This window comes from Chroococcidiopsis thermalis PCC 7203 (assembly GCF_000317125.1).
In the GTDB taxonomy this organism is placed as follows: Bacteria; Cyanobacteriota; Cyanobacteriia; order Cyanobacteriales; family Chroococcidiopsidaceae; genus Chroococcidiopsis; species Chroococcidiopsis thermalis.
Window position 1 is genome coordinate 4,092,709 of record NC_019695.1, and the last position, 26,286, is coordinate 4,118,994.

A 26,286-nucleotide genomic window follows, 5' to 3' on the forward strand; every position below is an offset into this window, starting at 1 on the left:
ATGGCAACAGAATTAGAAACTGCGATCGCATATCGTGAAATATTCATACCTGGTAAACGTTCTCACATTGAGGTTTTACAAAATCTCCTGAAAGCTGGTATCTTTTCCAAATATGTGATGTATGAAGGAAAAAATGAAGTCAGAATAGCTGGTAACGAGATAGCTAAAGTATCGGTCAGTCAGGAGATTGTTTCAATAGAAGGTTTAGGAAAACATTATTCCGAACCAGTTAAAGATCCTTTCCAACAGGTAAAGCAACTACTTGCGTCCTTACCAATTAAAAATTGGACGGCATATGGTTACATAGCATTTGATATCGCTCGTTTTTATTCTTCTTACTCCAAAGCAATCGAGCAAGCACTGCTTTATTTTCTAATTCCAGAAATAGAACTTCGTTGCACGGAAGAAGGAATATATGTTAAAAGTACTAGTTCTTTAGAGTTAGTCCAAGAAGCTTTGTCGAGCGAGTATCAACCAATCGATTACGTCCCAGTATCTTTAGCAGCTAACTTTGGCGATCGCGAAATTTATCAGCAGCACGTTGACACTCTTACTCAAGCCATTCAACGCACCGAGTTGCAAAAGGCGATTATTTCTCGTTCCATGAAAATCGATGGCGATCTCGATGTACTTGGGACTTATATTGTTGGATCTAGAGTCAATAATGCAGTGCGATCGTACTGTTTAAACTTAGGAGACGTGCGAGCAGTTGGCTTTAGTCCCGAAATCCTGATGGAAGTTAATCGAGATGGTTTTGTGACAACAAATCCACTAGCAGGAACGCGACCGCGTGGTAAGAGTTTAGCAGAGGATAAACAGCTAAATGATGAGTTGCTGCGAGATGCCAAAGAAGTCAAAGAGCATTCACTCTCAATTTGGCTAGCACAAAGAGAGATTGCTTCGCTTTGTTTACCTGAAACCGTACAAATTTCTAATTTCATGGAGGTGAAAAAGTATCGATGCGTACAACATTTATCATCTCAAGTTGGCGGTTGTCTCAAGCCAGAGCATACTTTGTGGGATGCTTTGAAGGTTTTATTTCCTGGAATTACAGTTTCTGGAATCGATAAAGCACAAGCTTTAGAGTGGATCGATCGCCTAGAAGACGAACCCAGAGGTATCTATGCTGGAGGTATTGGTTGGGTAGATAGCAATAATACGGCAGATTTAGCGATCGCCATTCGCTCAGTTTACCAGTACGGTAACAGTATCTATTTAAATGCTGGAGCTGGAATTGTGGCGGAATCAGTACCTCAAAGAGAGTACATCGAGTCCGTTAACAAAATGAACACCATGTTGACCAATCTTGTTTTGCATTCGTAATCAAAGCGAACGAGATCGAGATAAAAGCTGAGAATTTAGAAGATGACAATATCCTGTCAAAATTACCCATCTCTGAGCTTGAAACTTTGTACATCGTCGGTCACAGCTTAAAAATTGTAGAAACCAGACGGATTGCAAAGCTAATGGAACGATTGGGAGCGAGATTTGAAACTCAACGATTCACCCCTACAGAGCTGAATGTCATTGAATCTAACGTTAAACGTATCCAGTACCTTACAGGTCGTTTTGCAACTAAGGAAGCGATTCTTACAGTTCTGGGTCAAGGATGGAGTCAGGGTATTTCATGGTTAGATATTGAGGTGCAGCGAATGCCAACAGGTGAACCTTCCGTTGTCTTGTATGGTAATTGTCAAAAGATTGCGACAAAGCTTGGGATTAGAAAGTGGCTAATCAGCATCAGCCATGTGTCATCTTGTGCCGCAGCTTGCGCGATCGCTCTTGGTACAGGTTCAGAACCCGTTACTCCTAAAACTAGCGTGTCATGAGACAAATCACAGAGATTCTGTCTGCATTAGCAGTTGATTTTTGCGTCATTTTTGAGCGCGACCCAGCAGCCAATAACTGGTTAGAGACACTGTTTTGCTACCCTGGTTTTCAGGCTTTATTATTCTATCGCATTGCTCATTGGCTTCAGCAGCAAGGTATTCTGTTTATCCCTCGCTTTTGCTCTCATATAGCTCGGTTTTTGACTGGAATTGAGATTCACCCTAGCGCAGTCATTGGCAAAGGAGTATTTATCGACCACGGTATGGGAGTTGTAATTGGGGAAACAGCAATTGTTGGTGATTATGCCTTAATCTATCAAGGAGTGACTCTTGGCGGCACTGGTAAGGAGAGTGGCAAACGCCACCCTACTTTGGGAGAAAACATTGTTGTTGGCGCTGGTGCAAAAGTGTTGGGGAACATCCAAATTGGTAACAATGTCCGCATTGGAGCTGGTTCGGTGGTATTGCAAAATATTCCTGATAGTTGTACTGTAGTGGGTGTACCTGGTCGGATTGTTTGCCAAGCTGGAGTCAAGCTAGAACCCCTTGCCCACGATCGCCTTCCAGATGTCCTGCTAGAGGAAATTCAAGCTTTAATCGCCCGCATAGAAGTACTGGAAACACAGCTTCGATCTGTACCAACTCTCTCGTATAGCACTGGAAGAGTAGACGGTTAGCGGTTGACTGTTGAGAGTCAACGTTCGCGCCATGCATTCCGTAATGACTGTGAAACTCAATCGCCATGAAACAACGTTCTGTCACGATCCACCATCCTGTGGGCATTCGTTCGCTCGCAGTTAGCTTTCCCAGCACCATTCGGACAAACGATTATTGGCTGGCGAAGTATCCCCAGTTGGCTAAAGTTGAGCCAAGACGAGCTAGACAGCAGAGGCATAGTCCTACCTCTGACACTTTTACCAATAATGGGCTAGATATTTGGTCGCAAGCAGTAGCGCCCTACTTAGCCGATCCTTTTCGGGGAAATGTCGAGCGGCGGGTACTGGGTGCAGACGAGTCAGCACTAACGCTAGAGGTTCGTGCTGCTAGAGAAGCATTGACAGCAGCAAATCTTGCTCCAACGGAAGTTGAGTTAGCGATCGCTTCTTCTCTTTTCTCCGAACAGATTACTCCTGGTCATGCCACCTACCTTGCCCAACAGTTAGAATTACACTGCCCTGCATGGAATCTAGAATCGACTTGCTCTAGCGCCTTAGTAGCGCTGCAAAATGCTTGTGCTTTGGTGCAAGCAGGAGCTTATCGCAACGTACTAGTCATTGTTTCGCAAATTGGTTCTCAGGCGGTTGCAGAGGAAGATACTCTTTCACGATCGATGGGTGACGGTGCTGGAGCCTTCGTTGTCAGTTACCTTCAACCTCAGCAAGGCATCCTCGGTATGAAAATCGTTCCGACTACCTCAACTTGCGGTGCTTACTCGTATGAACTGGTAGCAGACGCACAGGGCAAGCCGCGCATCTGCACGCGAACGGGCGAAAACGCTAGTGCGCTTGCCGAAACAGCCGTGGATTTTGTCCGTACCTGCTGTAAAGGAGCTGTTGCTGCTGCCAATCTCACCCTCGATCGAATTGACTTTTTCGCTTTCAATGCGCCTACAGCCTGGTATACTAGCGTGTGTGCGCGAGCTTTAGATATCCCTCCAGAACGCACGATCGATCTTTACCCTCGATATGCAAATATTGGTTCAGTCTTGCCTCTAGCGAACCTGTACCATGCCGCACAAGAGGGTAAGATTCGGGAAAACGATCTTGTTCTTGTCTACACTAATGGAGCGGCAGCTACAGCAGCAGCTACAGTCATGCGTTGGGGCGATGTGGCGTTAGGTGCGGCTCCAACTCCCCCGATCGACGTGACTCACACAAATTTGGTTCTTTGGCATGACAGCAATCTAGATAGAGACAATCGGCTTGTCGTTAGCAACGAGAAATTAGTTGGTTTATCCAGAGAAACCTTGTTGGCTACAAAATCAGCCCAACGACATCAGATATTACAATCTTATGTTTTAGAGTGGTTGGCTCATTCACTCCAACTGCCATTGACTCAACTCAACCCACAACAATCACTTGTCTCGTTACTCGATTCTTTACTAGCTGTGGCACTCAAAAGCCGAATTGAGTCCGATCTTGCAGTGCGAGTGCCAATGGAGAAATTTATCGGGAACAACACCATAGCTCATCTAGCTGAATTTGTGCTGTACCAATTAGCTTTAACAGATTTAGTTACCTCAAAACCAATTGTCGCCACAGAGGGCAATGAAAAGAGAGAGCAATTGAGCATCTAAATCAATTGTGTTGAATTGAAATTAATATTAGCCAAATGAGAGAAAACCCGTCATGAGCTATAACGGCAATAAACAATTTGATGTCATTATTCTGGGTTCTGGACTTGCAGGTTCGATTTTGGCGACTATTTTAGCAAGACATAATATTCGAGTTTTGACGATTGACAAAGGTACTCATCCTAGATTTGCGATTGGAGAAGCAATGACTCCCGATACAGATCTTATGATGAGTATTTTGAGTTATAAATATTCCGTGCCAGAAATCTCATACCTGAGTTCTTTTGAGAATATCTGTAACCATATCTCACCTTCTGCCTGTGGATTAAAGCGTTCTTTCAATTTCGTATACCATCGCGAAGGAGAAGAACAAACTTTGCAGGAAGCTAACAAAGTTGGCGTTCACCCTAGCAGCCATCTATTTCGCCAAGATATAGACCAATACATGGCAAAAGTTGCCGTAAACTATGGAGCTAAAATTTTAGAAAATACGAAAGTTACAGATATAAAAATAGATTTGCATACAGGAGTTGAAGTTGAAATTGAAAATGGCACTTCGTTCAACGCTAACTATTTAGTTGATGCTAGCGGTCATAATTCTTTACTGAGCCGTAAGTTAGAGTTGCAAGAAAATCCAACTCGATATAAAACGCATTCAAGAAGTATTTTCACTCACATGGTAGGTGTGAAAAAATATGATGATTGCGTATCATCTGTGAGAGTAAGTCAAGATAACTTACTATGGCATCAAGGTACTCTGCATCATGTATTTGATGGTGGGTGGATGTGGGTAATTCCATTCAATAATCACGCTCGCTCGACTAACCCAATATGTAGCGTAGGATTGAACTTTGATTCTAGGCGCTTTCCTAAAACTGATGTATCTCCCGAACAGGAGTTTCAAAATTTTCTAGCACGATTTCCTAGTATTGCCAATCAGTTTGAAGATGCTGAACCCGTGCGTAACTGGGTGTCAACAGATCGCTTGCAATATTCATCTCGTTCCTGTATGGGAGAAAGGTTTTATCTACTACCTCATGCAGCAGGATTTATTGATGCGCTCTATTCCTTTGGATTAGTCAATAGTTGTACGATTATTACTGCTTTAGCTGCTCGGATTATGAAAGCTCTAGCAGATAACGACTATTCCTCAGAGCATTTTGCCGATATTGAGTGTTTACAGCAAAAACTTTTTAATTACAATGATAACTTAGTAAACTGTTCGTATATTGCTTTTTCTAACTTTAATCTTTGGAATGCTTGGAGAAGAGTCTGGATACTGGGAAGCTTTGTGCGTCAGGCAAAAGCTGGTTTGAGAAAAAGGCTAAAGATTGCCGCAGGTAAAGGTAAAGAGTTAGCTAAAGATGATGAAAATTTAGATAGCCTAACCCCTAGTTATGAAGGGTTGGGAGAAAACTTTTTCCAAACAGCTACTGCAACAGTTGAAAAAGTGGAAGCAGGTTTACTATCTCCAGATGAAGCAGCCAGTCAATTAATGTCGGCAATTAATTCAATAGATTTTCTACCTCCTAACTTTTGGCGCATGGCAGATCCTCTACAAAAAGATGTAGATATGGAATCCGAACTATTTAAATCTGAATATTCGCGCTTTTTGTCTTGGGTGAAAACTGCTAAAAAACCAGAGATTAAGAAATATTTTGACTACGATACAGAAGATTTGTTAGCTGCTGTCAAGTTAGCTACAGCTAGTAGATAGGGGGGGAGAAATGGATTTGCATTCACTTTTAACCAATCTTTCCGATCGAGGCGTAAAACTATCTGCCGATGGAGATTCACTCTTAGTTGACGCACCAAAAGGGGCGATCGCTCCAGAACTGCGGCAGGCACTAACTGAGCATAAAGCCGAACTTCTGCTGTTACTACGGCAGCATAGCGCGATCGCAACAGTTGCCCTACCAGCAATTGCACCAGCCCTAACGCAGCGGTACGAACCTTTTCCCTTGACTGATATGCAACACGCTTTCTGGCTGGGTCGTAGTGGGGTATTCGATCTAGGTAGCGTTTCCAATCACGGTTATTACGAAATTGAGGGAAACGATCTAAACGTAGAACGCTTGAACTGGGCGCTACAACAACTAATTGCCCGCCACGATATGCTGCGGGCAGTCATATTACCTGACGGTCAACAACAAATTTTTGAATCCGTACCTGCTTTTGAAATTCAGGTTTTAGACCTGCGAGGACAGGACGAAGAAGCAGTAATCTCTCAACTAGAAGCAATTCGCGATCGGCTCTCCCATCAGGTGTTACCAGCCGATCGATGCCCCCTATTTGAATGTCACGCTACGCTGTTGGATCGGGGGCGCGTCCGGTTGCACGTTAGCTACGACTTGCTTGTATTTGATGCTTGGAGTTTGTTCCGCCTATTCGCAGAGTGGTTTCAACTTTACCAAAATCCTGACTTGGTGTTGCCATCTCTAGAACTTTCATTCCGAGATTATGTTTTGGCAGAGCAAAACCTGCAACAAACAGAATTGTACAGGCGATCGCAGGATTATTGGTTCAGCCGCTTAGACAGTTTACCTCCACCGCCAGACTTACCCTTAGCGAAGAATCCCAAAGAACTCAAACAACCTCGGTGTCGGCGCTATGATAGAAGGCTAGAATCAGCCGACTGGCAACAGTTGAAGCTACGGGCAACTCAAGCCGGATTGACCCCTTCTGGAGTCCTACTCGCTGCTCTAGCAGAAATTTTGACGCTTTGGAGTAAAAATCCGCGCTTTACAATCGACCTCGCCCTATTTAATCGCTTGCCGCTACACCCTCAAGTCTATGACATTTTAGGAGATTTCACCTCCGCCACTTTGTTAGCAGTAGACAATTCCATCCCCGCATCATTTAGCGATCGCGCCGTTCGCATTCAACGACAACTGTGGCAAGATTTAGAACACCGTTACTTCAATGGAGTGCGCGTAACGCGAGAACTAGCCCGCAGGCAAGGTACGGCTCCCAGCGCCATACCAGTTGTATTTACCAGCACTTTAGGCTTAGATTCTCTCGGTCAGGAAACTCAAACGTTTAGTCATTTTGGCGAACTAGTTTATGGCATCAGCCAAGCTTCCCAAGTTTGGATAGACGTACAAGTTTGGGAGGAAAAGGGAGCCTTAACTTTCAATTGGGATGTGGTGGAAGAACTCTTCTCTGAAGGGTTAATAGCTGATATGTTTGAGGCTTATTGCTCCCTGCTCAAACAACTGGTAACTTCTGAATCTGCTTGGCTGGCTCCTACTCGACAGCTCGTACCACCTGCTCAGTTGCTACGACGGGATGTTGTTAACGCCACGACAGTGCCAGTTTCTGAATCCACGCTGCACGCTCTATTTACAGCCCAAGTACGAGCAAGGGCAGAAGCAACTGCTGTCATTGCGCCTCAACGCAGCTTCACCTACCGAGAGATCTACGATCGCTCCAATCAGGTTGGTCGCCGATTGCGGCAGCTGGGAGCCGTTCCCAACCAATTAGTGGCTGTTGTGATGGAAAAGGGATGGGAGCAAATTGTAGCTGTTTTGGGTATTCTGGCTGCTGGAGCTGCTTACGTTCCTATCGATCCTGGTCTACCTCAAGAGCGCATACTATATCTGTTAGAAAATAGTGAGGCTAAGCTTGTTCTCACCCAATCTTGGCTGAATGAGACATTAGAATTGCCGGCGGAAGTACAACAACTGTGCCTAGATACTGAAGATTTAGCCGACGAAAGCACGCAACCGTTAGAACTAATCCAAACAGCCGACGATTTAGCTTACCTGATCTACACATCCGGTTCCACAGGTTTGCCGAAAGGAGTAGCGATCGCCCATCGCGGTGCTGTCAACACCATCCTCGATATCAACCAGCGTTTTGGTGTCAGTTCCGACGACCGAGTTTTAGCCCTTTCTGCCCTCAGTTTTGATTTGTCGGTCTACGATATTTTTGGCACGTTGGCAGCTGGAGGAGCAATTGTTCTCCCCGAAGCATCGTTAGAGCGAGAGCCTGCCCGTTGGTCAGAATTGATGGTGCAGCACAAAGTGACGATCTGGAACTCTGTACCAGCATTGATGCAAATGATGGTGGACTACGCGGCGGATAATCCTCAAATCTTAGCAAGTCTGCGGTTAGCCTTACTAAGTGGAGATTGGCTGCCGCTAGGCTTGAGCGATCGCCTTAAAGCCCTCGTGCCAAACGTCCAGACAATTAGCTTAGGGGGTGCGACAGAAGCATCGATCTGGTCTATTCTTTATCCAGTTCAAACCGTTGACCCAAGCTGGAAAAGTATTCCCTACGGTCGTCCGATGGCAAATCAACATTTTCAGGTGTTGAATGAATTACTCGAACCATGTCCCGTGTGGGTTCCAGGGCAGCTTTATATTGGAGGTATTGGTTTAGCAAAGGGTTACTGGCGGGATGAAGCTAAAACCACAACTAGTTTTATCACTCATCCTCTTACAGGAGAGCGTTTGTACCGCACGGGCGATTTGGGTCGCTACCTTCCTGATGGAAATATTGAATTCCTCGGTAGAGAAGATCTTCAAGTCAAGATTGGTGGCTACCGGATTGAGTTAGGGGAAATTGAGGCGGTACTGATGCAACATTCTGCCGTGCGGCAAGCAGTCGTCACTGTTGCAGGAGAACAATCAACTTACAAGCGCCTAGTAGCTTACGTAGTCCCAGAATGGGAAATTTCTTTAGAGGAACTGCGCTGTTTTCTAGGTGACAAACTACCAGACTATATGCTGCCGTCAGTTTTTCTATTTTTGGATGCTTTACCACTATCTGCAAATGGAAAAGTTAACCGTCGAGCGTTGCCTAGTCCAGATGGATTGTTGCAATTGGCAGTGACTTACGTAGCACCTCAGAACGAGATCGAACAAGGTATTGCTACTATTTGGCAAGAAGTCTTAGACCTAGAAAAAGTGGGTGTAAATGATAAGTTTTTTGAAATTGGTGGTAGCTCGTTACTGCTAACAAAAATTTATAGCAATCTCAAAAAAGTGATGCCAGATGCGGTACAATATTTGTCAATAGTCGATTTATTTAACTACTCGACTGTCAGATCTTTAGCTCAATATTTAAGCGCGAATCAAACAGCATCATCTTTACAGCAGCAAAGTGCTGAGTCGGATAAAGAATTAGCAGCAGGGAAAAATCGGCTCAAGCAAAGGTATAAAAAATCAGCCGCCATAAGTTGAGTCCAGTTTGAGGTAAGAAAATCAAGCTGTGTAGAGAGGCGATCTATCATTTCACAAATTAGACTTTGATAAAATTACTATAGCTTATGAATTCTGAAACTAATGGCTTAGAAATAGCAATAATTGGAATGTCAGGGCGTTTTCCTGGTAGTAAAGATATCGATGGATTTTGGAAAAATTTACTCGATGGAGTAGAACTTGTTTCTAGTTTTCCCGATCGCGTTTCAGATAAATCCAAGCAGTCAAAGCAGAAAGTTAAGGTTGGAGCTATCCTGCAAGATGTAGAACTCTTTGATGCTTCATTCTTTGGTTTCAATCCTAGAGAAGCTGAAATTATGGACCCCCAGCACCGAATGTTTTTAGAGTGTGCTTGGGAAGCTTTAGAAAATGCTGGGTATGACTCCGAACGAGAAAACAGAGCTATAGGAATATATGCTGGGGTCGGGATGGGATATTACCTGTACTATAACCTTTATCCTCACCGAGATTTACTGCAATCGATTGGCGGCTTACAAAGTCTGATTGGAGTAGATAAAGATTATGTCCCCAGCCGCGTTTCTTATAAACTTAATCTCAAAGGTCCAAGTATCAGTGTTGGCACAGCTTGTTCTAGTTCGTTAGTTGCAGTTCACTTAGCCTGTCAAAGCTTACTGGGCGGTGAATGTTATATGGCTTTGGCTGCTGGTGTTGCCGTTAAAGTTCCTCAGAATGAATTAACTTTATCTCCAGATGAAATTATTTCACCCGATGGACATTGTAGAGCGTTTGATGCCAAGGCAAACGGTACTCTAGGTGGCAATGGCATTGGCGTAGTTGTACTCAAAAGATTAGAAGATGCGATCGCAGACCGAGATTATATTTATGCAGTTATTAAAGGCTCAGCGATTAATAATGATGGAAGTTCAAAAATAGGCTACACCGCGCCCAGCGAAGACGGTCAAGCCAGAGTAATTCATGCTGCTCAAGTCATGGCTGAAGTCGAGCCAAAAACCATCACCTATATGGAAGCTCACGGCACTGGAACTCCTTTGGGCGACCCAATTGAAGTAGCGGCGATGACACGAGCGTTTAGGCTCAGCACCGATAAGAAAGGCTATTGTGCGATTGGGTCAGTGAAAACTAATGTCGGTCATCTAGATGCAGCCGCAGGAATTACTAGCTTGATCAAGACAACTTTGGCACTGCACCATAAGTTACTACCACCCAGTATTAACTTCGAGCAGCCTAATCCTCAAATTAATTTCGAGCATAGCCCGTTCTATGTCAATAACAAGCTGAGGGAGTGGCAAGCTAACGGCTCTCCCCGTCGAGCAGGCGTTAGTTCCTTTGGTATTGGTGGTACTAATGCCCATGCAATTTTAGAAGAAGCTCTTGTTGAATGCAATCAGGAGGAACGAGGGAGAAAATATCAACTTTTAGTGCTGTCTGCGAAAACTAGTTCTGCCTTAGAAGCGGCTACAACTAATTTGGTGCGGCACTTAAAACAGCATCCACAACTCAATCTACCTGATGTAGCTTACACCCTCCAAGTCGGTCGGCGGGAATTTCATCACCGCCGCATGACTGTAGTAGAAAACTTGGAAGACGCGATCGCCACCCTAGAATCAGCAACTCCACAAAGAGTCATGACACAGATTCAGGAGGACGATCGCCTTGTCGTGTTTATGTTTTCCGGTCAAGGATCGCAGTACGTTAACATGGCGCGGGAACTCTACGAAAGTGAAGCGACATTCCAAGCAGAGTGCGATCGCTGTTTTGAATTGCTCCAACCTCATCTTCAGCTGAATTTAGCAGAAGTATTGTTTCCCACCGCAGCAACCGCCCACAACGCAGCACAGCAACTACAACAAACTGCGATCGCCCAACCAGCACTGTTTGTTATCGAGTACGCCCTTGCTAAGTTGTGGATGTCTTGGGGAGTGCGCCCCGTAGCGGCGATCGGTCACAGCATTGGAGAATACGTAGCAGCCTGTATCGCTGGCGTATTTTCTCTAGAAGATGCTTTAGCAGTTGTAGCAACTCGCGGGCGGCTGATGCAACAAATGCCACCAGGAAAAATGCTTTCTGTAGGTTTATCGACAGAGGAAGTACAATCTTTCCTCAATGAAAACCTTTCACTAGCAGCAAGTAACGCCCCCAAATTGAGCGTAATTTCTGGTTGTGAGCTAGCAATCGAGCAACTAGAACGCGAACTACAAGCACGGGGAATAGACTTTCGCCACCTGCATACCTCCCATGCTTTTCATTCTGCAATGATGGAGGCGATCGTCGAGCCTTTCACCGAGTATCTCAAAACGATCGATCTCAAACCCCCACAACTTGCTTTTATTTCCAATGTCACTGGTACTTGGATTACCACAGCAGAAGCAACAGACCAAAATTACTGGGCGCGGCATCTGCGCCAAAGAGTGCGATTCTCAGAAGGAATTGCCGAGTTATTCCAAGATGCCAAACGAGTTTTCCTAGAAGTTGGACCTGGACGAACATTAAGCACTTTAGCTAAACAGCAAGCACCTGGACGGGTTGTATTATCTTCCCTGCGTCATCCCAAGGAAGAACAGTCAGATGTTGCTTTCGTGCTGCACGCGCTAGGGCGGCTTTGGTTAACGGGGGTGCAGGTGGATTGGTCGAGATTTTCTGCTAGCGAACAACGCCGTCGCCTACCACTGCCAACTTATCCCTTTGAACGCCAGCGTTATTGGATCGATCCGCCTGCTGCGCTTCCTGCGGTACAGATGCCTCCAACTCCCCTAGAAAAAGAGAACTATATTCCCCAGGTCACAGCACAGGACAAACGCAATATTGCAGATTGGTTTTACGTCCCCAAGTGGAAACCTACTAATATTTCTCTCAATAAATCTTCAGATGCATCGATTTTGGGTTGCACTCTGGTATTTGCAGATCGGTGCGGCTTGAGCGTGCAATTATTAAAACAACTCAAACAACAGGGACAAAATGCGATCGCGGTGCAAATTGGTTCCGAGTTTGCACAGATCGATGAATTCACATATAGTCTCAATCCTCAAAACGGCAATGATTACAATGTCTTACTCAGCAAACTACGCGCCCAAAACCAGCTCCCCGCTACAATAGTCCATCTGTGGAATGTTACATCGCAAAGTTATGCCGGATCGGAACTGGCAGGAGTCGAACAAGCTCAATATTTAGGTTTTTATAGCCTGCTGTTTCTCGCTCAAGCAATTGGCAAGCAGAATGTGACGCAAAAGCTACAAATTGCGGTTGTATCTAGTAATATGCAGCCAGTTACTCAAGCAGAAATCCATCCAGAAAAAGCAACTCTACTTGGAGCCGTTAAAGTCATTCCTTTAGAATATCCAAATATCACCTGTCGCAGCATCGATCTATCTGTTGGGCAAAACGAGCAACTAGTCAACCAATTGCTAACAGAGCTTACAGCTCCTACTTTTGAGCAAATCAGCGCCTATCGCGACGATCGCCGCTGGGTGCAAGTTTTGGAACCAGTTCGATTAGAGGAAACCGCCGCCAAGACACCAAGACTGAGGGAAAGGGGAGTTTATCTGATTACAGGTGGACTCGGAGGAGTTGGGCTAGTGCTGGCGGAATATCTAGCGAAAACAGTTAGAGCCAAATTATTACTGATCGGGCGTTCTGCTTTTCCTGCTAGAGCAGATTGGCAAACATGGCTAGCGACTCACGACGAAAGCGATCGCACCAGTTATCAAATCCGCAAAGTGCAGGAACTAGAAGCACTAGGCGCACAGGCGATCGTCGCAAATGCTGATGTTGCTAATTTAGAACAAGTGCAACAGGCGATCGCTCAAGCAAAACAGCAATTTGGACAACTTAACGGCATTATTCACGCCGCTGGCGTTGCTGGCGGTGGTGCGATCGGGCGCAAAACCTTTGAGGCAGCACAAAGAGTCCTAGCCCCTAAAGTCAAGGGTACAGTAGTTCTCGATACTCTGCTCAAAGACACCCAGTTAGATTTCTTTGTTCTCTGTTCGTCCCTAGCTTCAGCACAAGGCGGATTCGGACAGGTAGATTATTGTGCAGCCAACGCCTTTCTGGATGCTTTCGCTCACTACAAAACTACCACAGATGGTACATTTACAGTAGGGATTAATTGGGATGTATGGCAAGAAGTCGGGATGGCAGCAACGGCGAAGCGATCGCCAGCCAACTCAGTTACTAAAACTCAATCTCTAGCAGTCAACCATCCTTTATTCGACTCTTGCATTATTGAGAATTCCCAGGAATTTTATATTTCTAAATTGAGTGTTAGCAAGCACTGGATTCTGAAGGAACACAGGTTAATGGGAAAAGCAATGGTTCCAGGCACAGCTTTTCTTGAAATGGCTTTGGCAGCTTGGGCAAACCACACTCATCAACAAAATACTCGTGCGACTCAAATGAGGGAAGTTTATTTCCCAACGCCTTTAATTGTAGAAGACGATGTAGAAAAAGAAGTACGGACAATTCTGAAACAGAAGGGCGATCGCTTTGAGTTTAAGATTGTCAGTTACTTGAATTCAGAATCAGAGCAATGGTTAGAACACGCGATCGGTGAAATAACTTCTCTCGATGTAGATTCATCTCAAAAATTAGCGATCGCAGAACTGGAATCAAAGTGCAACGAAGGCAAAAATGTTATTCAGAACAATTATCACCCTCTCAAGGGATTTGCAGAATTTGGCTCTAGATGGAATAATTTAAAACAGGTTAATCTAGGACAAAATCGAGGTTTGGCTCTCCTAGAATTATCTCAAGAATTTATAGATGATATCGGTTCCTATAAATTGCATCCAGCCTTGTTTGATTTAGCGGTTCATTTTTTAGTTGATGAGTTTAGAGGCGAAAGCTATTATCTACCTTTTTCTTACAAAAAGCTAACAATTAAAGGCTCTTTGCCAGCAAAAATTTATAGCTACAGCCGTTTATTGGATCGTTCTCCGTCAGGAAATTTAAAATTCAATCTTACGATTTTAGACGACCTGGGAACAGAACTGATAGAAATTGAAGATTATACTTTGAGGCAATTCCATGACACCAAGCAACACAGTCTCTCTCTCTCAAAGTAAAGATATTGCCACTATTCCTGACAGCGAAAACTTTTTTCTACAAATCTCTCAACTTGGTTTATTGGATAGTCTTGAATTTAAAAGCGTTCAGCGCCAAAAACCAGACTGGGATGAAGTAGAAATCGAAGTTTTTGCTACTGGACTTAATTTTAAAGAAGTTTTACTAGCACTAGGTTTAATTCCTTGTTCGCCAGATGTTCAGATTGAATTTGGTTTAGAGTGTACCGGAAAAATAGTAGCAGTAGGGGAAGGAGTTGAAGGTTTTGAAATTGGCGATGAAGTTATTGCCTTTGGTTCTTCATGTTTTAGCAAATTCATTACAATTTCCGCTCAGTGCGTAACACTAAAACCAATTCATCTCAGCCTAGAAGCAGCAGCAACGATCCCAGTTGCTTTTATGACAGCGTATTACGCCCTAATAACATTGGGTAGGCTGAGTAAAGGCGATCGCATTCTGATTCATGCTGCTACTGGTGGTGTAGGGTTGGCTGCCGTACAAATTGCTCAATGGATAGGAGCAGAAATTTTTGCTACGGCTGGCAATCCTGAAAAACAGGAATTTTTGCGCTCTTTGGGTATTGAGCATATTATGAATTCTCGCTCTTTAGCTTTTGCTGAAGAAGTGATGCAGCGCAGTATTGGCAAAGGAGTAGATGTAGTTTTAAACTCACTAGGAGGTGAAGCTATCTCTAAAAATCTGAAAATTTTAGCACCCTATGGACGCTTTTTAGAACTAGGACGAAGAGATATTTTAAAGAATAGTCAACTGAGCCTACTACCTTTTGAAAATAACATATCATTCTTTGCTATTAATATCGAACCAGATCGTCCTCAATTCAGAGGGATATGGCGCGAAATAGTGCAGCATTTTCAAGTTAACAACTTCCGCCCCCTACCCCATCATATATTTCCCATCGAGTCAGTGACTCGTGCTTTTGAGTATATGTCTGAAGCCAAGCATATTGGCAAAGTTATTGTCTCTTTTCAAGGAAAAGAAGAACAAAGAAAATCTATTGTAGTAACTCCAGGTATCAATCGAGGAAACTTACCTCAAGTAGGACTATTACCTACAGAAGGAGTCGATATTTTTAGTCGCATATTAGGCAGTACGCTACCTCAAGTTTTAGTCTCAACTCGCAATCTTGTACTTGAAAACAAGCAAGAGAATACAGACACAGTAGTAGATTCAGAGCGGCTTGACTCATCTAAACAAACATATCCGCGACCGGAACTGAGTAGTTCTTATATTATTTCAAGAAACGAAACCGAGCAAAAGATTATCGAGATTTGGCAAGAATATCTAGGTATAGAGCCAATAGGTATTCACGATGATTTTTTTGAACTGGGGGGACATTCTCTACTTGCAACCCGCCTCGTAACCAAGTTGAGTTCTGTTTTTGGTGTAGAACTGCTTTTAAGCCAGTTGTTTGAGTCTCCCACTGTGGCTAGTTTAGCTGCGGCAATTGGCACAGAAGCAATACAGGAGACAAAACAGCCGGATGTAGCTAATTCCCTACCTGCGATCGCGCTTGCTCCAGAACAGCGATTTCAACCGTTTCCCTTGACGGAAGTTCAACAAGCTTACTGGATCGGTCGCAGTAGCGATTTTGCATTGGGTAACGTCTCAACTCATTTCTACGGCGAATTTGACTGCATCGATTTAGACATCGATCGCTATAACCGAGCTTGGCAGAGGTTGATTTCGCGACACGAGATGCTGAGAGCAATTGTACGTCCTGACGGGCAGCAACAAATTCTAGAGCAAGTCCCGCCTTTTCAAATTCAAGTCCAAGACTTACGGGGAAAAAGTCAGGAAGAGATCGAATTAGAAATAGAGCAGGTGCGCGATCGCCTATCTCACCAAGTCATACCCAGCGATCGCTTTCCCTTGTTTGAAATCTGTGTATCTTTGTTAGATGCTGGGCGAGTGCGGATTCACATCAGCTTCGATGCTTTAATTGCAGATTTGAGGAGTATTGAAATTATTCTGCAACAGCTGTATGAAATCTACCAAAATCCTCATGTTTCCCTGAAAAGCAGCGAACTTTCATTTCGAGATTATGTTTTAGCCTTAGAAAAACTGCAAATTTCTGAAAACTATCAGCGTGCATTAGATTACTGGCTGCATCGCTTACCCCAATTACCGCCTGCACCAGAATTACCACTGGTGAAAAATCTTGCTGCGATCGGTCGATCGCGATTCCATCGTCGGATTCACAAACTAGATGCAGAAATTTGGGGACGATTGAAGCATCGAGTCAGTCAGTCTAACTTAACTCCTTCAGGATTGTTGATTGCAGCTTTTGCCGAAGTGCTGACAATATGGAGCAGGCGATCGCAATTCACTCTTAACTTAACCCTCTTCAATCGTCTGCCACTCCATCCTGAAGTTGACGAAATAGTAGGAGATTTTACCTCCTTAACTTTATTAGCAGTTGATAACTCCCAAGCCGAATCTTTTGAAATTCGCGCCCAACGCCTGCAAAAACAGCTATGGGAAGATTTAGACCGTAGCTACGTCAGCGGCGTGCGAGTTCTGCGGGAGTGGAGCAAAATTCAAGGCGGGGGTGGCATTCTCATGCCCGTGGTATTTACTAGTAACCTCGTCCAACAAGGCGCAGCATCGCAACCTTCAGCAATTAGTAAGTTTGGTGAGTTAGTTTATAGTGTCAGCCAGACACCCCAAGTCATATTAGACCATCAGGTTTATGAAGATGGGGGAACGCTAGTTTTAAATTGGGATAGCGTGGATGAGGTGTTCCCAGAGGGGCTGCTGGACGATATGTTCGCTGCTTATTGCGATCTCCTACGGCAGTTAGCGACGACAGAGACGGCTTGGCAGGCAACAAAGCGGCAAGTCCAATTAACACAACAGTCGAGCAATTTCACTGATGCTCCCATTCCAGAAGGACTACTCCACACCAAGTTTTTCCAGCAGGTGCAACAGCAACCGGATCGAGTGGCAGTAGTGGCATCTAATCGCACTTTGACATACCGCGAGTTGTTCTGCTGCGTCAATCGCATCGGGCATCGCTTGCGAAACTTAGGGGCAACTCCCAACCAGTTAGTTGCCGTGGTGATGGAAAAAGGTTGGGAGCAGGTGGTTGCCGTGTTGGGAATCCTCACCGCTGGAGCCGCCTATTTACCCATCGACCCAGACTTACCGCAAGAGCGGATTGCTTATCTGTTGGAAAATAGCGCCGCTTACATCGTGCTGAGTCAATCTTGGCTGGTTGAGAAATTAGAGTTACCCGCAGGAATTGAGAGAATTTGCCTAGATACAGCTGAACTGGATCGGGAAAGCGACGAGTCTTTAGAGGCTGTGCAACAACCAACAGATTTAGCTTATGTCATTTACACCTCTGGTTCGACTGGTTTACCTAAAGGTGTGGCAATCGACCATCGAGGGGCGTTAAATACTATTGTCGATATTAACCAACGGTTTCAAATTGGTGCTGAGGATCGGGTACTGGCGGTTTCAGCGTTGAGTTTTGACTTGTCAGTTTACGATATTTTTGGCACGTTAGCAGCGGGTGGAACTATTGCGATCCCCGATGCGATCGCTGCTAAAGATCCGGCACATTGGGCAGAATTAGTCGTGCGCGATCGCGTGACTGTCTGGAACTCCGTACCCGCTTTAATGCAGTTATTCGTTGACTATGTAGCAGCACAGCCAGTTCAACTTGAAACACTGCGCTTAGTGCTGTTGAGTGGCGATTGGCTACCGCTGACTTTACCTCCTCGCATCAAGGATTTAATGCCAACGGTCGAGGTTATTAGTTTAGGCGGTGCAACCGAAGCTTCGATCTGGTCGATTCTCTACCCCATTGCAGACATCGATCCAGCTTGGAAAAGTATCCCCTACGGACGACCGATGCAAAATCAGCGTTTCTACGTCTTAAATGAGATGCTAGAACCTTGTCCGGTGTGGGTGTCGGGGCAGTTATATATTGGTGGAGTCGGACTAGCTCAAGGCTATTGGCGCGATGAGGAAAAAACTGCTGCTAGCTTTATCACACATCCAGAAACGGGCGATCGCCTTTATCGGACTGGTGACTTAGGGCGCTATCTACCTGATGGTAATATTGAATTTTTAGGACGAGAGGATTTTCAACTCAAGGTTCGCGGCTACCGGATTGAAGCTGGAGAAATTGAAGCGGCTCTGATGCAACATTCGCAAGTTCGTGCAGCAGTTGTCACAGCTATGCGAGAACGAGGAAACGAACAATTAGTAGCATATGTAGTTCCTGAAAGCTCAGAACCCGCTAAACAAATTGATTTTTTAGTCGATCGGCAAGCCAAAAACTTAATTTTAGATCCAGTCGATCGCCTAGAATTTAGGCTCAAACAACCAGGCTTACGACAGATTAATCAAGAATGCAAGTGTATTCAATTGCCATTTCCCGATCTCGATCGAACTAGCTTACAAAAATACGTCAAACGCCAAAGCTATCGACAATTTAACTCCGCTCCAATTCCTTTAAAACAGTTTGTTGAAATTTTACACTGTCTATCACCAGTTAAGTTTGATGGTTCTCCTTTACCAAAATATCGCTATGCCTCTGCGGGACATCTCTATCCAGTTCAAACTTATCTGTATGTCAAGTCAGGCAGAGTTGAAGGAATAGAAGCTGGTACTTATTATTATCATCCAGTCGAGCGACAATTGATCTTACTTTCATCTGACACTCAGGTTGAAAGTAGACTTTACAGCGAATACAATCAATCTATTTTCGATCGCTCGGCGTTCTCCTTATTTCTAGTCGGACAACTGGATGCGATCGCTCCACTGTATGGAGAATCAGCCAAAGAATTTTGTTTGTTGGAGGCTGGTTACATGAGCCAATTACTCATGACTGAAGCCCCCGAACATAAAATTGGGCTGTGTCCGATTGGCGATCGCATGGATTCTGCAACGATTCAAAATTTATTTGAGTTAGGATCGAGTCACGTATTATTGCATAGTTTTCTGGGTGGTCAAGTAGAACATACTCAAACAATACAATGGCTGCAACCAGAGGTTAAAGAGGACGCGCAAGACATTAACGAACAATTGCGTAGCTTCTTAAAGCAGAAATTGCCTGAATATACGATCCCTACCGTTTATGTCAATTTGGATGCTCTGCCACTGACATCTAATGGTAAGGTGAATCGGAAGGCATTACCTGCACCTATTACCCCTAAACTAGAAAAAACCTATGTTGCTCCTCAGACTCCTCAAGAGAAAATGTTAGCCCAAATTTGGCGTGAGGTGCTGAGCCTAGAGCAAATAGGCATTAACGATAATTTCTTTGAATTAGGTGGAAACTCTCTTCAAGCAACACAAATTCTAACCGAGATTCGTAAAAAATTACCGATGTTAGAAATAAGTCTGCGTCAGTTATTAACTGCTGCCACAATTGCAGAATTAGCTAGAGCTATTGAAGACAAATTAATTAAAAAAATTGCCGAGTTGACAGAAGAGGAAACCGAACATTTGCTACAAATCATCAATAACGGACTGCTTGCATAAGTCTATCTAATAGACAATTTTTGACCGCAAATATCAGCGAACGCTCGCTTTAAAAAATCATATGGAAAGCTGAAAATGGTACAAGATCGCAGCATTTCTGCTCAAAACTCCAAACTATCAGCATCTAAACGAGAGCTATTGGCAAAGCTGCTACAGGGTGAAATTACAACCCCCAATCCCCAGCAGGCACAAGAAACAATACCTCAGCTTGTTCCCGATCGCGAGAGCCGATACCAACCCTTCCCGCTGACGGAAATGCAACAAGCTTACTGGCTCGGTAGAAGCGATGTGTTTGACTTGGGCAACGTGTCCATGCATAACTACATAGAACTTGATGCTGTCGATTTAGACATCGAGCGATTCAATTGCGCTTGGAAACGCTTAATCGACCATCATGATATGCTGCGAGCGGTTGTGTTGCCAAACGGTCAGCAGCAGATTTTGGATCGCGTACCACCTTACGAAATTCAGGTCTTGGATCTGCGGAGTCGAGACGAGCAAACAATTAATTCCCAGATCCAAACCATTCGCGATCGCCTCTCCCATCAAGTGCTACCCCTGGATCGGTATCCCCAATTTGAGATTGTTGCCACTCAACTGGGCGATCGCCACTTCCGACTCCATATGAGCTTAGATGGCTGGTGCATCGATTACTGGAGTAGCATCAAGCTGTTTCAAGATTTATCTCAACTTTACAACCAACCAGAGAAACCCCTGCCTTGCTTGGAAATTTCCTTCCGCGACTATGTTCTAGCTTCCCGCACCCTAGAAAATATTCCAATCTACCAACGTTCTCTAGATTATTGGCGCAGTCGCATTCCTAGCTTACCACCTGCGCCAGAATTACCTTTAGCGAAACATCCTAGCGCGATCGCCAAACCTGAGTTTATCCGCCTTCAGTCCGCATTAGATTCTCAAACCTGGCAGCAACTGCTAAAGCGAGCTGCACGAGCAAACTTAACTGCGACAGGGGTTTTGCTTGCCGCCTATGCAGAAGTTCTCACCCTTTGGAGTAAATCCCCCAAATTCACCATCAATATACCTTCCTTCAATCGCCTGCCTTTCCATCCCCAGGTAAACGAGCTCGTTGGTGAATGTGCTTCCTTTACCCTACTGGAGATAGACAACACGCGACAGGAATCTTTTCAAGTCCGAGCGCAGCGAATTCAGACACAGCTGTGGCAAGATTTGGAACACGAATATGTTAGTGGAGTCCGAGTCCTACGGGAGTGGACTAATGCTCAAGACAAAGCTGCCAGGGCAGGCACGATGCCAATTGTCTTCACTCACGGACCTCAAGTAGATGATAAAAATCCGACAGCGATCGCTTTTCTAGAAGAACAGACAAAGCTTGTTTACAGCATTTCCCAAACACCGCAAGTTTGGATAGACAATCAATATGCGGTTAAATCCGATGGTAGCTTATCTATCAACTGGGATTTTGTTGCAGAACTCTTCCCTGAAGGCATGGTAGAAGATATGTTTGATGCCTACTGTCGTCTCCTCAACCGTTTGGTATCCGAGGAAAAGATATGGCAAGAGACAAGCTTGCAATTAGTACCGCCGACTCAACTGGCACAAAGAGCCGCGATCGACGCTACCAACACTCCCATCTCGACTGAATTACTCCATACCTTATTTGCTGCCCAAGTCCCCCAACGCCCGCAGCAACCTGCTGTAATTACATCCAGCCATACTCTTACCTACGAGGAACTGTCTCACCGCGCTCATTGTCTAGCTCAACAACTGCGACAACTCGGAGCCAGCCCCGATCGCCTAGTAGCCGTAGTGATGGAGAAAGGCTGGGAGCAAGTCGTGGCAGTTTTGGGTATTCTCATCGCTGGTGCTGCCTACGTACCCATCGATCCGGCTTTACCCCAAGAACGTCAGTGGCATTTGCTGGCACAGGGTGAAGTCCAGCTAGTTGTAACGCGATCGGAGTTAAATGAAAAACTAGATTACCCAGTAGGTATTCAACAGATTTGTATAGATTCCTTCAACTACCAATTACCCATTACCAATTACCCATTACCAATTACCCATTACCCATCACCAGAGAACCTAGCATATGTCATCTACACCTCTGGCTCTACTGGGGAACCTAAAGGAGTGGCGATCGATCATCGTGGCGCTGTCAACACAATTGTCGATATCAACCAACGCTTTAGTATCAACTCACAAGACCGAGTGCTAGCTCTCTCCTCCCTAAGTTTTGACCTGTCAGTTTACGATATTTTTGGCACTTTAGCAGCGGGTGGAACTATTGTAATCCCAGACGCAGCCGCTACTAAAGACCCTGCACATTGGGTAGAAATGATTTTGCGACAGCAGGTTACAATTTGGAATTCCGTACCTGCCCTAATGCAAATGCTCGTACAATACGTCAGCGATCGCTCTGAGTGCAGCCTCGATTCCTTGCGGTTAGTGCTGCTGAGCGGCGATTGGATACCCTTGAATTTACCAGAGCAAATTCGCGCACGGGTGCAAGAAGTAGAGTTAGTGAGTCTGGGAGGTGCAACTGAAGCTTCGATCTGGTCTATTCTCTACCCGATTCAACAGGTAGACCCATCTTGGAAGAGTATCCCTTATGGGTATCCAATGGCAAACCAGCAATTTTACATCCTTAATGACAAGTTAGAGCCAGTTCCCGTATGGGTTCCAGGGCAACTTTATATTGGTGGAGTCGGACTAGCCCAAGGTTACTGGCGGAACGAAGAAAAAACTGCCAATAGTTTTATCACTCATCCCGTCACGGGCGATCGCCTTTATCGTACTGGCGATCTAGGTCGCTATTTGCCTGATGGTAATATTGAGTTTCTAGGTAGGGAAGATTCTCAAGTCAAAATTAGAGGTTATCGAATTGAATTAGGGGAAATTGAAACCGCACTGAAGCAGCATCCAGATGTTAAAGATGGGGCGATCGCAGCTGTTGGTGAAAAACAAGGAAACAAACAATTAGTAGCTTATTTAGTGCCACAGGAGGAGACAACAACTCTATTTGAAATAGAGCAGGCAGACCCTTCACAAATGCAATCTCTTTGGAAATCTCTAGTAGAAGTAGGTTGCCGACAAGCTCAACAAACCTTTGACTGGGTTGATGTTTCTACTTTTTCAGCTTACTGGCAGCTTTTGGATAAGTTATACATTAGCTCTGTACGTTTGGCGCTGAAAAAACTAGATGTGTTTGTGCGATCGCATGAAAAATATTCCCTAGACGATCTAATGCAGAAGTGTCAGATTAAGCCTCGTTATGATAAATGGTTGAAACGAGCCTTAAAAACACTGGTGGAAGAGGGGTTGCTACAACAGCATGGTGAAGTTTTTGAAAATACTCTTCCCCTATCTACAGAAGTTTTATCAACGCTAGCGGCAGGTTTTCAATCTGAAGCTGCTCAAAAATTGGGGTTATCCCAAGCAATGACCAATTCCTTGTTGCATACTGCTAACCATTTACCAGATATCCTCACAGAAAACCTACACTCGGCACAGATCTATGCTTCTGAGGAAACCGCAGAAATTTACCAAAAACTATTTAAGTATTGCAATACCATTGCCAGCACGGTTATACGTGCAGTAGTGCAATTTTGGCAACCAGAAGCACAATTGCGAATTCTAGAAGTTGGTGCAGGCATAGGCTCAACCACAGCTTATTTATTACCTGTATTACCCCCAGAAAGGACTACCTATTTTTATACTGATATTTCTAACTATTTCATGCAGTTGGCTCAGCAACAGTTTGGAGCGTATCCATTTCTGAAAACAAGCCTGTTGAATATAGAAGAAGATCCGCAAAAACAGGGTTACGAACCCCATTCTTTTGATGTAGTCGTTGCATCGAGCGTACTCCACGTTGTTCGTAATCTAGAAGAGACTTTGCGCTATCTACGGTCTTTGTTAGCTCCTAACGGTTTACTGCTACTGATAGAAGAAACCAAGTTTCACCGACCTTTCGATTTAGGTATGGGACTCCAACAAGGTTTCGATCGCTTCGAGGATGAAGAACTACGTCAAAATCATCCGCTGCTATCAAGAGAAAAATGGCAGCAGTTACTAGCCGCACAAGGATTTGAAAATTGTGTCATTTTCAACCAACCAAATACTGTCCCTGAATTTCTTGGCTTTGATGTTTTACTTGCTCAAGCACCAGCTTCTATCAAGCGATTTAAGCCAAATGAATTGAATAGTTTTTTGCAGAAAAAGTTACCTGAATATGCAATTCCTTGTGCTTATAATTTACTAGAAGCTTTACCACTGACCTCTAACGGCAAAATAGATAGGCAAGCACTTTCTACTATCAGATTGGTAAAACTCGATCGAGAAAAAACTTTTGTAGCACCACAAACTCCACTAGAGGAAACAATCGCAGCAATTTGGACTGGGTGCCTTAGCATTGAGCAGGTCGGGACTCAAGATAACTTTTTCGATTTGGGTGGAGATTCTTTAGTCGCGACTCAGGTTCACCACAAGTTACAAACTACCCTACAAAGAGATTTTCCCTTAGTCAAAATTTTTGAATATCCAAATATTAGCTCTTTGGCTAACTATTTAAGTAATGAGGCAAACGAAACACCTGTTCTGCAACAGGGTAGCGATCGCGGTGAGAAGCGAAAAGAAGTTGCTCAACAAAAACGCCGTAGGCAAGATAAGAAAGGTTAGGGGCTGGGAGAGTTTTGGAATTCCATAATCTTTTTTCTAGTTTTGGAAAAAACAACTATGAGCATTTCAGGTAGTACCGATACTCAAATCAGAGAAATTGAAACTGCATTAATGCAGCATCCAGCAGTTAGCGAAGTTACCGTCACTGCTGTAGGAGAATCGGATAAGAATCAACAATTGGTGGCTTATGTAGTTCCAGATCTAAAGAATGCATCTGCTCTATTTGAGCTCGAAGGTAATCCTGTACAGATACAAAACCTTTGGCAATCTCTAGTAAATACGGGACACCAAAAAGCTCAGCAACCACCTGAATCGGGGATAGATCTTCAGACTTTCTCATCCTTATCAGCATCTGTGGAGCGTTTGAGTACTGCCTATATATGTCACACCCTTAGGAACATGGGTGTTTACATCCATCCCCAGGAAAGGTATTCTACACGCGAGTTACTCAGTCGGTGTCAGATTCAACCGCGCTACCAAAAATTGATTCAACAATGGTTAAGCGTCCTAGAAGAAGATAGGTTGTTACAGCGAGAAAGCGAAGAAACCTTTGTCAATCCTCACCCCTTACCGATTGCTCTAGACGACTGTTGGCATCAGGTTCAACAACATATGAAATTGATGCCACGAGAATCAATTCCACATTTAGAAAATAATCTCCGCTATCTCCAACAAAGTGCTGACAATCATGTGGCAATGCTCAAAGGTGAAGTCGATCCTCTAGAGTTATTCTTTGCTCAAGGTGCTTTAGATACAGCAGATAGTGCATATCAATTTAATCCCATAGCTAATTACTACAACAGCATTGCTAGAGAAATTTTCAGCTCGGTGGTGCAATTCTGGCAGCCAGAAACACCCTTGAAAATACTAGAGGTTGGAGCTGGGACTGGTGCAACCACAGCATCACTACTACCCGTGTTACCACTAAATCGAACGGTATACACATACACGGATGTTTCAACTTTTTTTATGGAGCCAGCTAAGAAAAAGTTTAGAAACTATCCATTTGTTGAGTACAAGCAACTAGATATTGAAAAAAGTCCTCAAGAACAAGGATATCAACTGCAAAGTTTTGATGTAATTGTAGCAGCAAACGTACTTCATATTGCTGGCAACCTATCAAAAACATTATCCTATATTCGTTCGCTACTAGCCCCCAACGGTCTGCTGTTACTCATCGAACTAACGCAATACAATCGCACAGTTATGACCACAATGGGATTCGTACATGGTTTTAGTAAATTTGAAGATGAAAGAGTGGAAAACAATATACCAGTTCTATCGGTAGAAAAATGGCATAACACTCTACAATCTCATGGCTTTGAAAAAATAGTAGCTTTTCCTGAAACTGGTTCTCCAACCGATTTTATGGGACAAAATCTCATAGTTGCTCGGAAATCTGCATCGCGAAAGCAGTTTAAACCATATGAGTTACACAATTTTCTGAAGGATAGATTACCTGAATATAAAATCCCTTCTGCTTACAGGCTTTTAGATAATATACCTCTGGATGAAAATGGTCGAGTTGATTTACGATCGCTTACTGCGATCGCGCAAGTAACGCCTGAAAACGATCGAATTGACAATTTAAGTCAAGAAAAAACTGACAAACCTTTATTTCAACAAGCTAGCGATCGCGCTCAAAAGCGTAAACAATCAGCTCAAAAAATGCAACATAGAAAAGTCAAAAGTTAAAAGTTAAAAGTCAAAAATTTTAACTTCTATTTACTGGGGTTTGGGGCTGAGAACC

10 protein-coding genes are annotated in these 26,286 nt (G+C 44.2%); all 10 read left to right on the top strand.

The window, feature by feature from the left end; all coding sequences use genetic code 11:
* The 10 genes from CHRO_RS17890 to CHRO_RS17935 all read left to right on the top strand — a co-directional run bounded on the left by CHRO_RS17890 (nucleotide 1) and on the right by CHRO_RS17935 (nucleotide 26,231).
* The gene (locus CHRO_RS17890) at nucleotides 1–1,323 is read left to right on the top strand and encodes a salicylate synthase (RefSeq protein ID WP_015155642.1); all 1,323 of its coding nucleotides are present in this window, start codon (nucleotides 1–3) and stop codon (nucleotides 1,321–1,323) included.
* Between the two features lie 86 nt (nucleotides 1,324–1,409).
* Nucleotides 1,410–1,829, top strand: coding sequence for a holo-ACP synthase (acpS, locus tag CHRO_RS17895; protein WP_015155643.1), 420 nt, complete (start codon nucleotides 1,410–1,412; stop codon nucleotides 1,827–1,829).
* A gap of 14 nt (nucleotides 1,830–1,843) precedes the next feature.
* On the top strand, nucleotides 1,844–2,506 hold the full coding sequence (gene cysE / locus CHRO_RS17900) for a serine O-acetyltransferase (RefSeq protein ID WP_084739221.1): 663 nt from the start codon (nucleotides 1,844–1,846) through the stop codon (nucleotides 2,504–2,506).
* Between the two features lie 65 nt (nucleotides 2,507–2,571).
* Complete coding sequence (locus CHRO_RS17905; protein ID WP_015155645.1) at nucleotides 2,572–4,125, top strand: 3-oxoacyl-ACP synthase III family protein; 1,554 nt, start codon at nucleotides 2,572–2,574, stop codon at nucleotides 4,123–4,125.
* A 52-nt stretch (nucleotides 4,126–4,177) separates the two neighbouring features.
* Entirely contained in the window at nucleotides 4,178–5,839 is a 1,662-nt protein-coding gene (locus CHRO_RS17910; protein WP_015155646.1) for an NAD(P)/FAD-dependent oxidoreductase, read from the top strand.
* A 10-nt stretch (nucleotides 5,840–5,849) separates the two neighbouring features.
* Nucleotides 5,850–9,308 (top strand): non-ribosomal peptide synthetase, encoded by a 3,459-nt coding sequence (locus CHRO_RS17915; RefSeq protein ID WP_015155647.1) that lies wholly within the window; start codon nucleotides 5,850–5,852, stop codon nucleotides 9,306–9,308.
* 86 nt (nucleotides 9,309–9,394) lie between these two features.
* The gene (locus CHRO_RS17920) at nucleotides 9,395–14,368 is read left to right on the top strand and encodes a type I polyketide synthase (RefSeq protein ID WP_015155648.1); all 4,974 of its coding nucleotides are present in this window, start codon (nucleotides 9,395–9,397) and stop codon (nucleotides 14,366–14,368) included.
* Nucleotides 14,331–19,880: a non-ribosomal peptide synthetase gene (locus tag CHRO_RS17925; RefSeq protein WP_015155649.1), complete on the top strand. Its 5,550-nt coding sequence runs from the start codon at nucleotides 14,331–14,333 to the stop codon at nucleotides 19,878–19,880. The genes CHRO_RS17920 and CHRO_RS17925 overlap by 38 nt, the downstream gene beginning before the upstream one ends.
* A 75-nt stretch (nucleotides 19,881–19,955) precedes the next feature.
* On the top strand, nucleotides 19,956–24,536 hold the full coding sequence (locus tag CHRO_RS17930) for a non-ribosomal peptide synthetase (RefSeq protein WP_015155650.1): 4,581 nt from the start codon (nucleotides 19,956–19,958) through the stop codon (nucleotides 24,534–24,536).
* Between the two features lie 57 nt (nucleotides 24,537–24,593).
* On the top strand, nucleotides 24,594–26,231 hold the full coding sequence (locus CHRO_RS17935) for a class I SAM-dependent methyltransferase (protein WP_041462520.1): 1,638 nt from the start codon (nucleotides 24,594–24,596) through the stop codon (nucleotides 26,229–26,231).
* Nucleotides 26,232–26,286 lie beyond the last annotated feature (55 nt).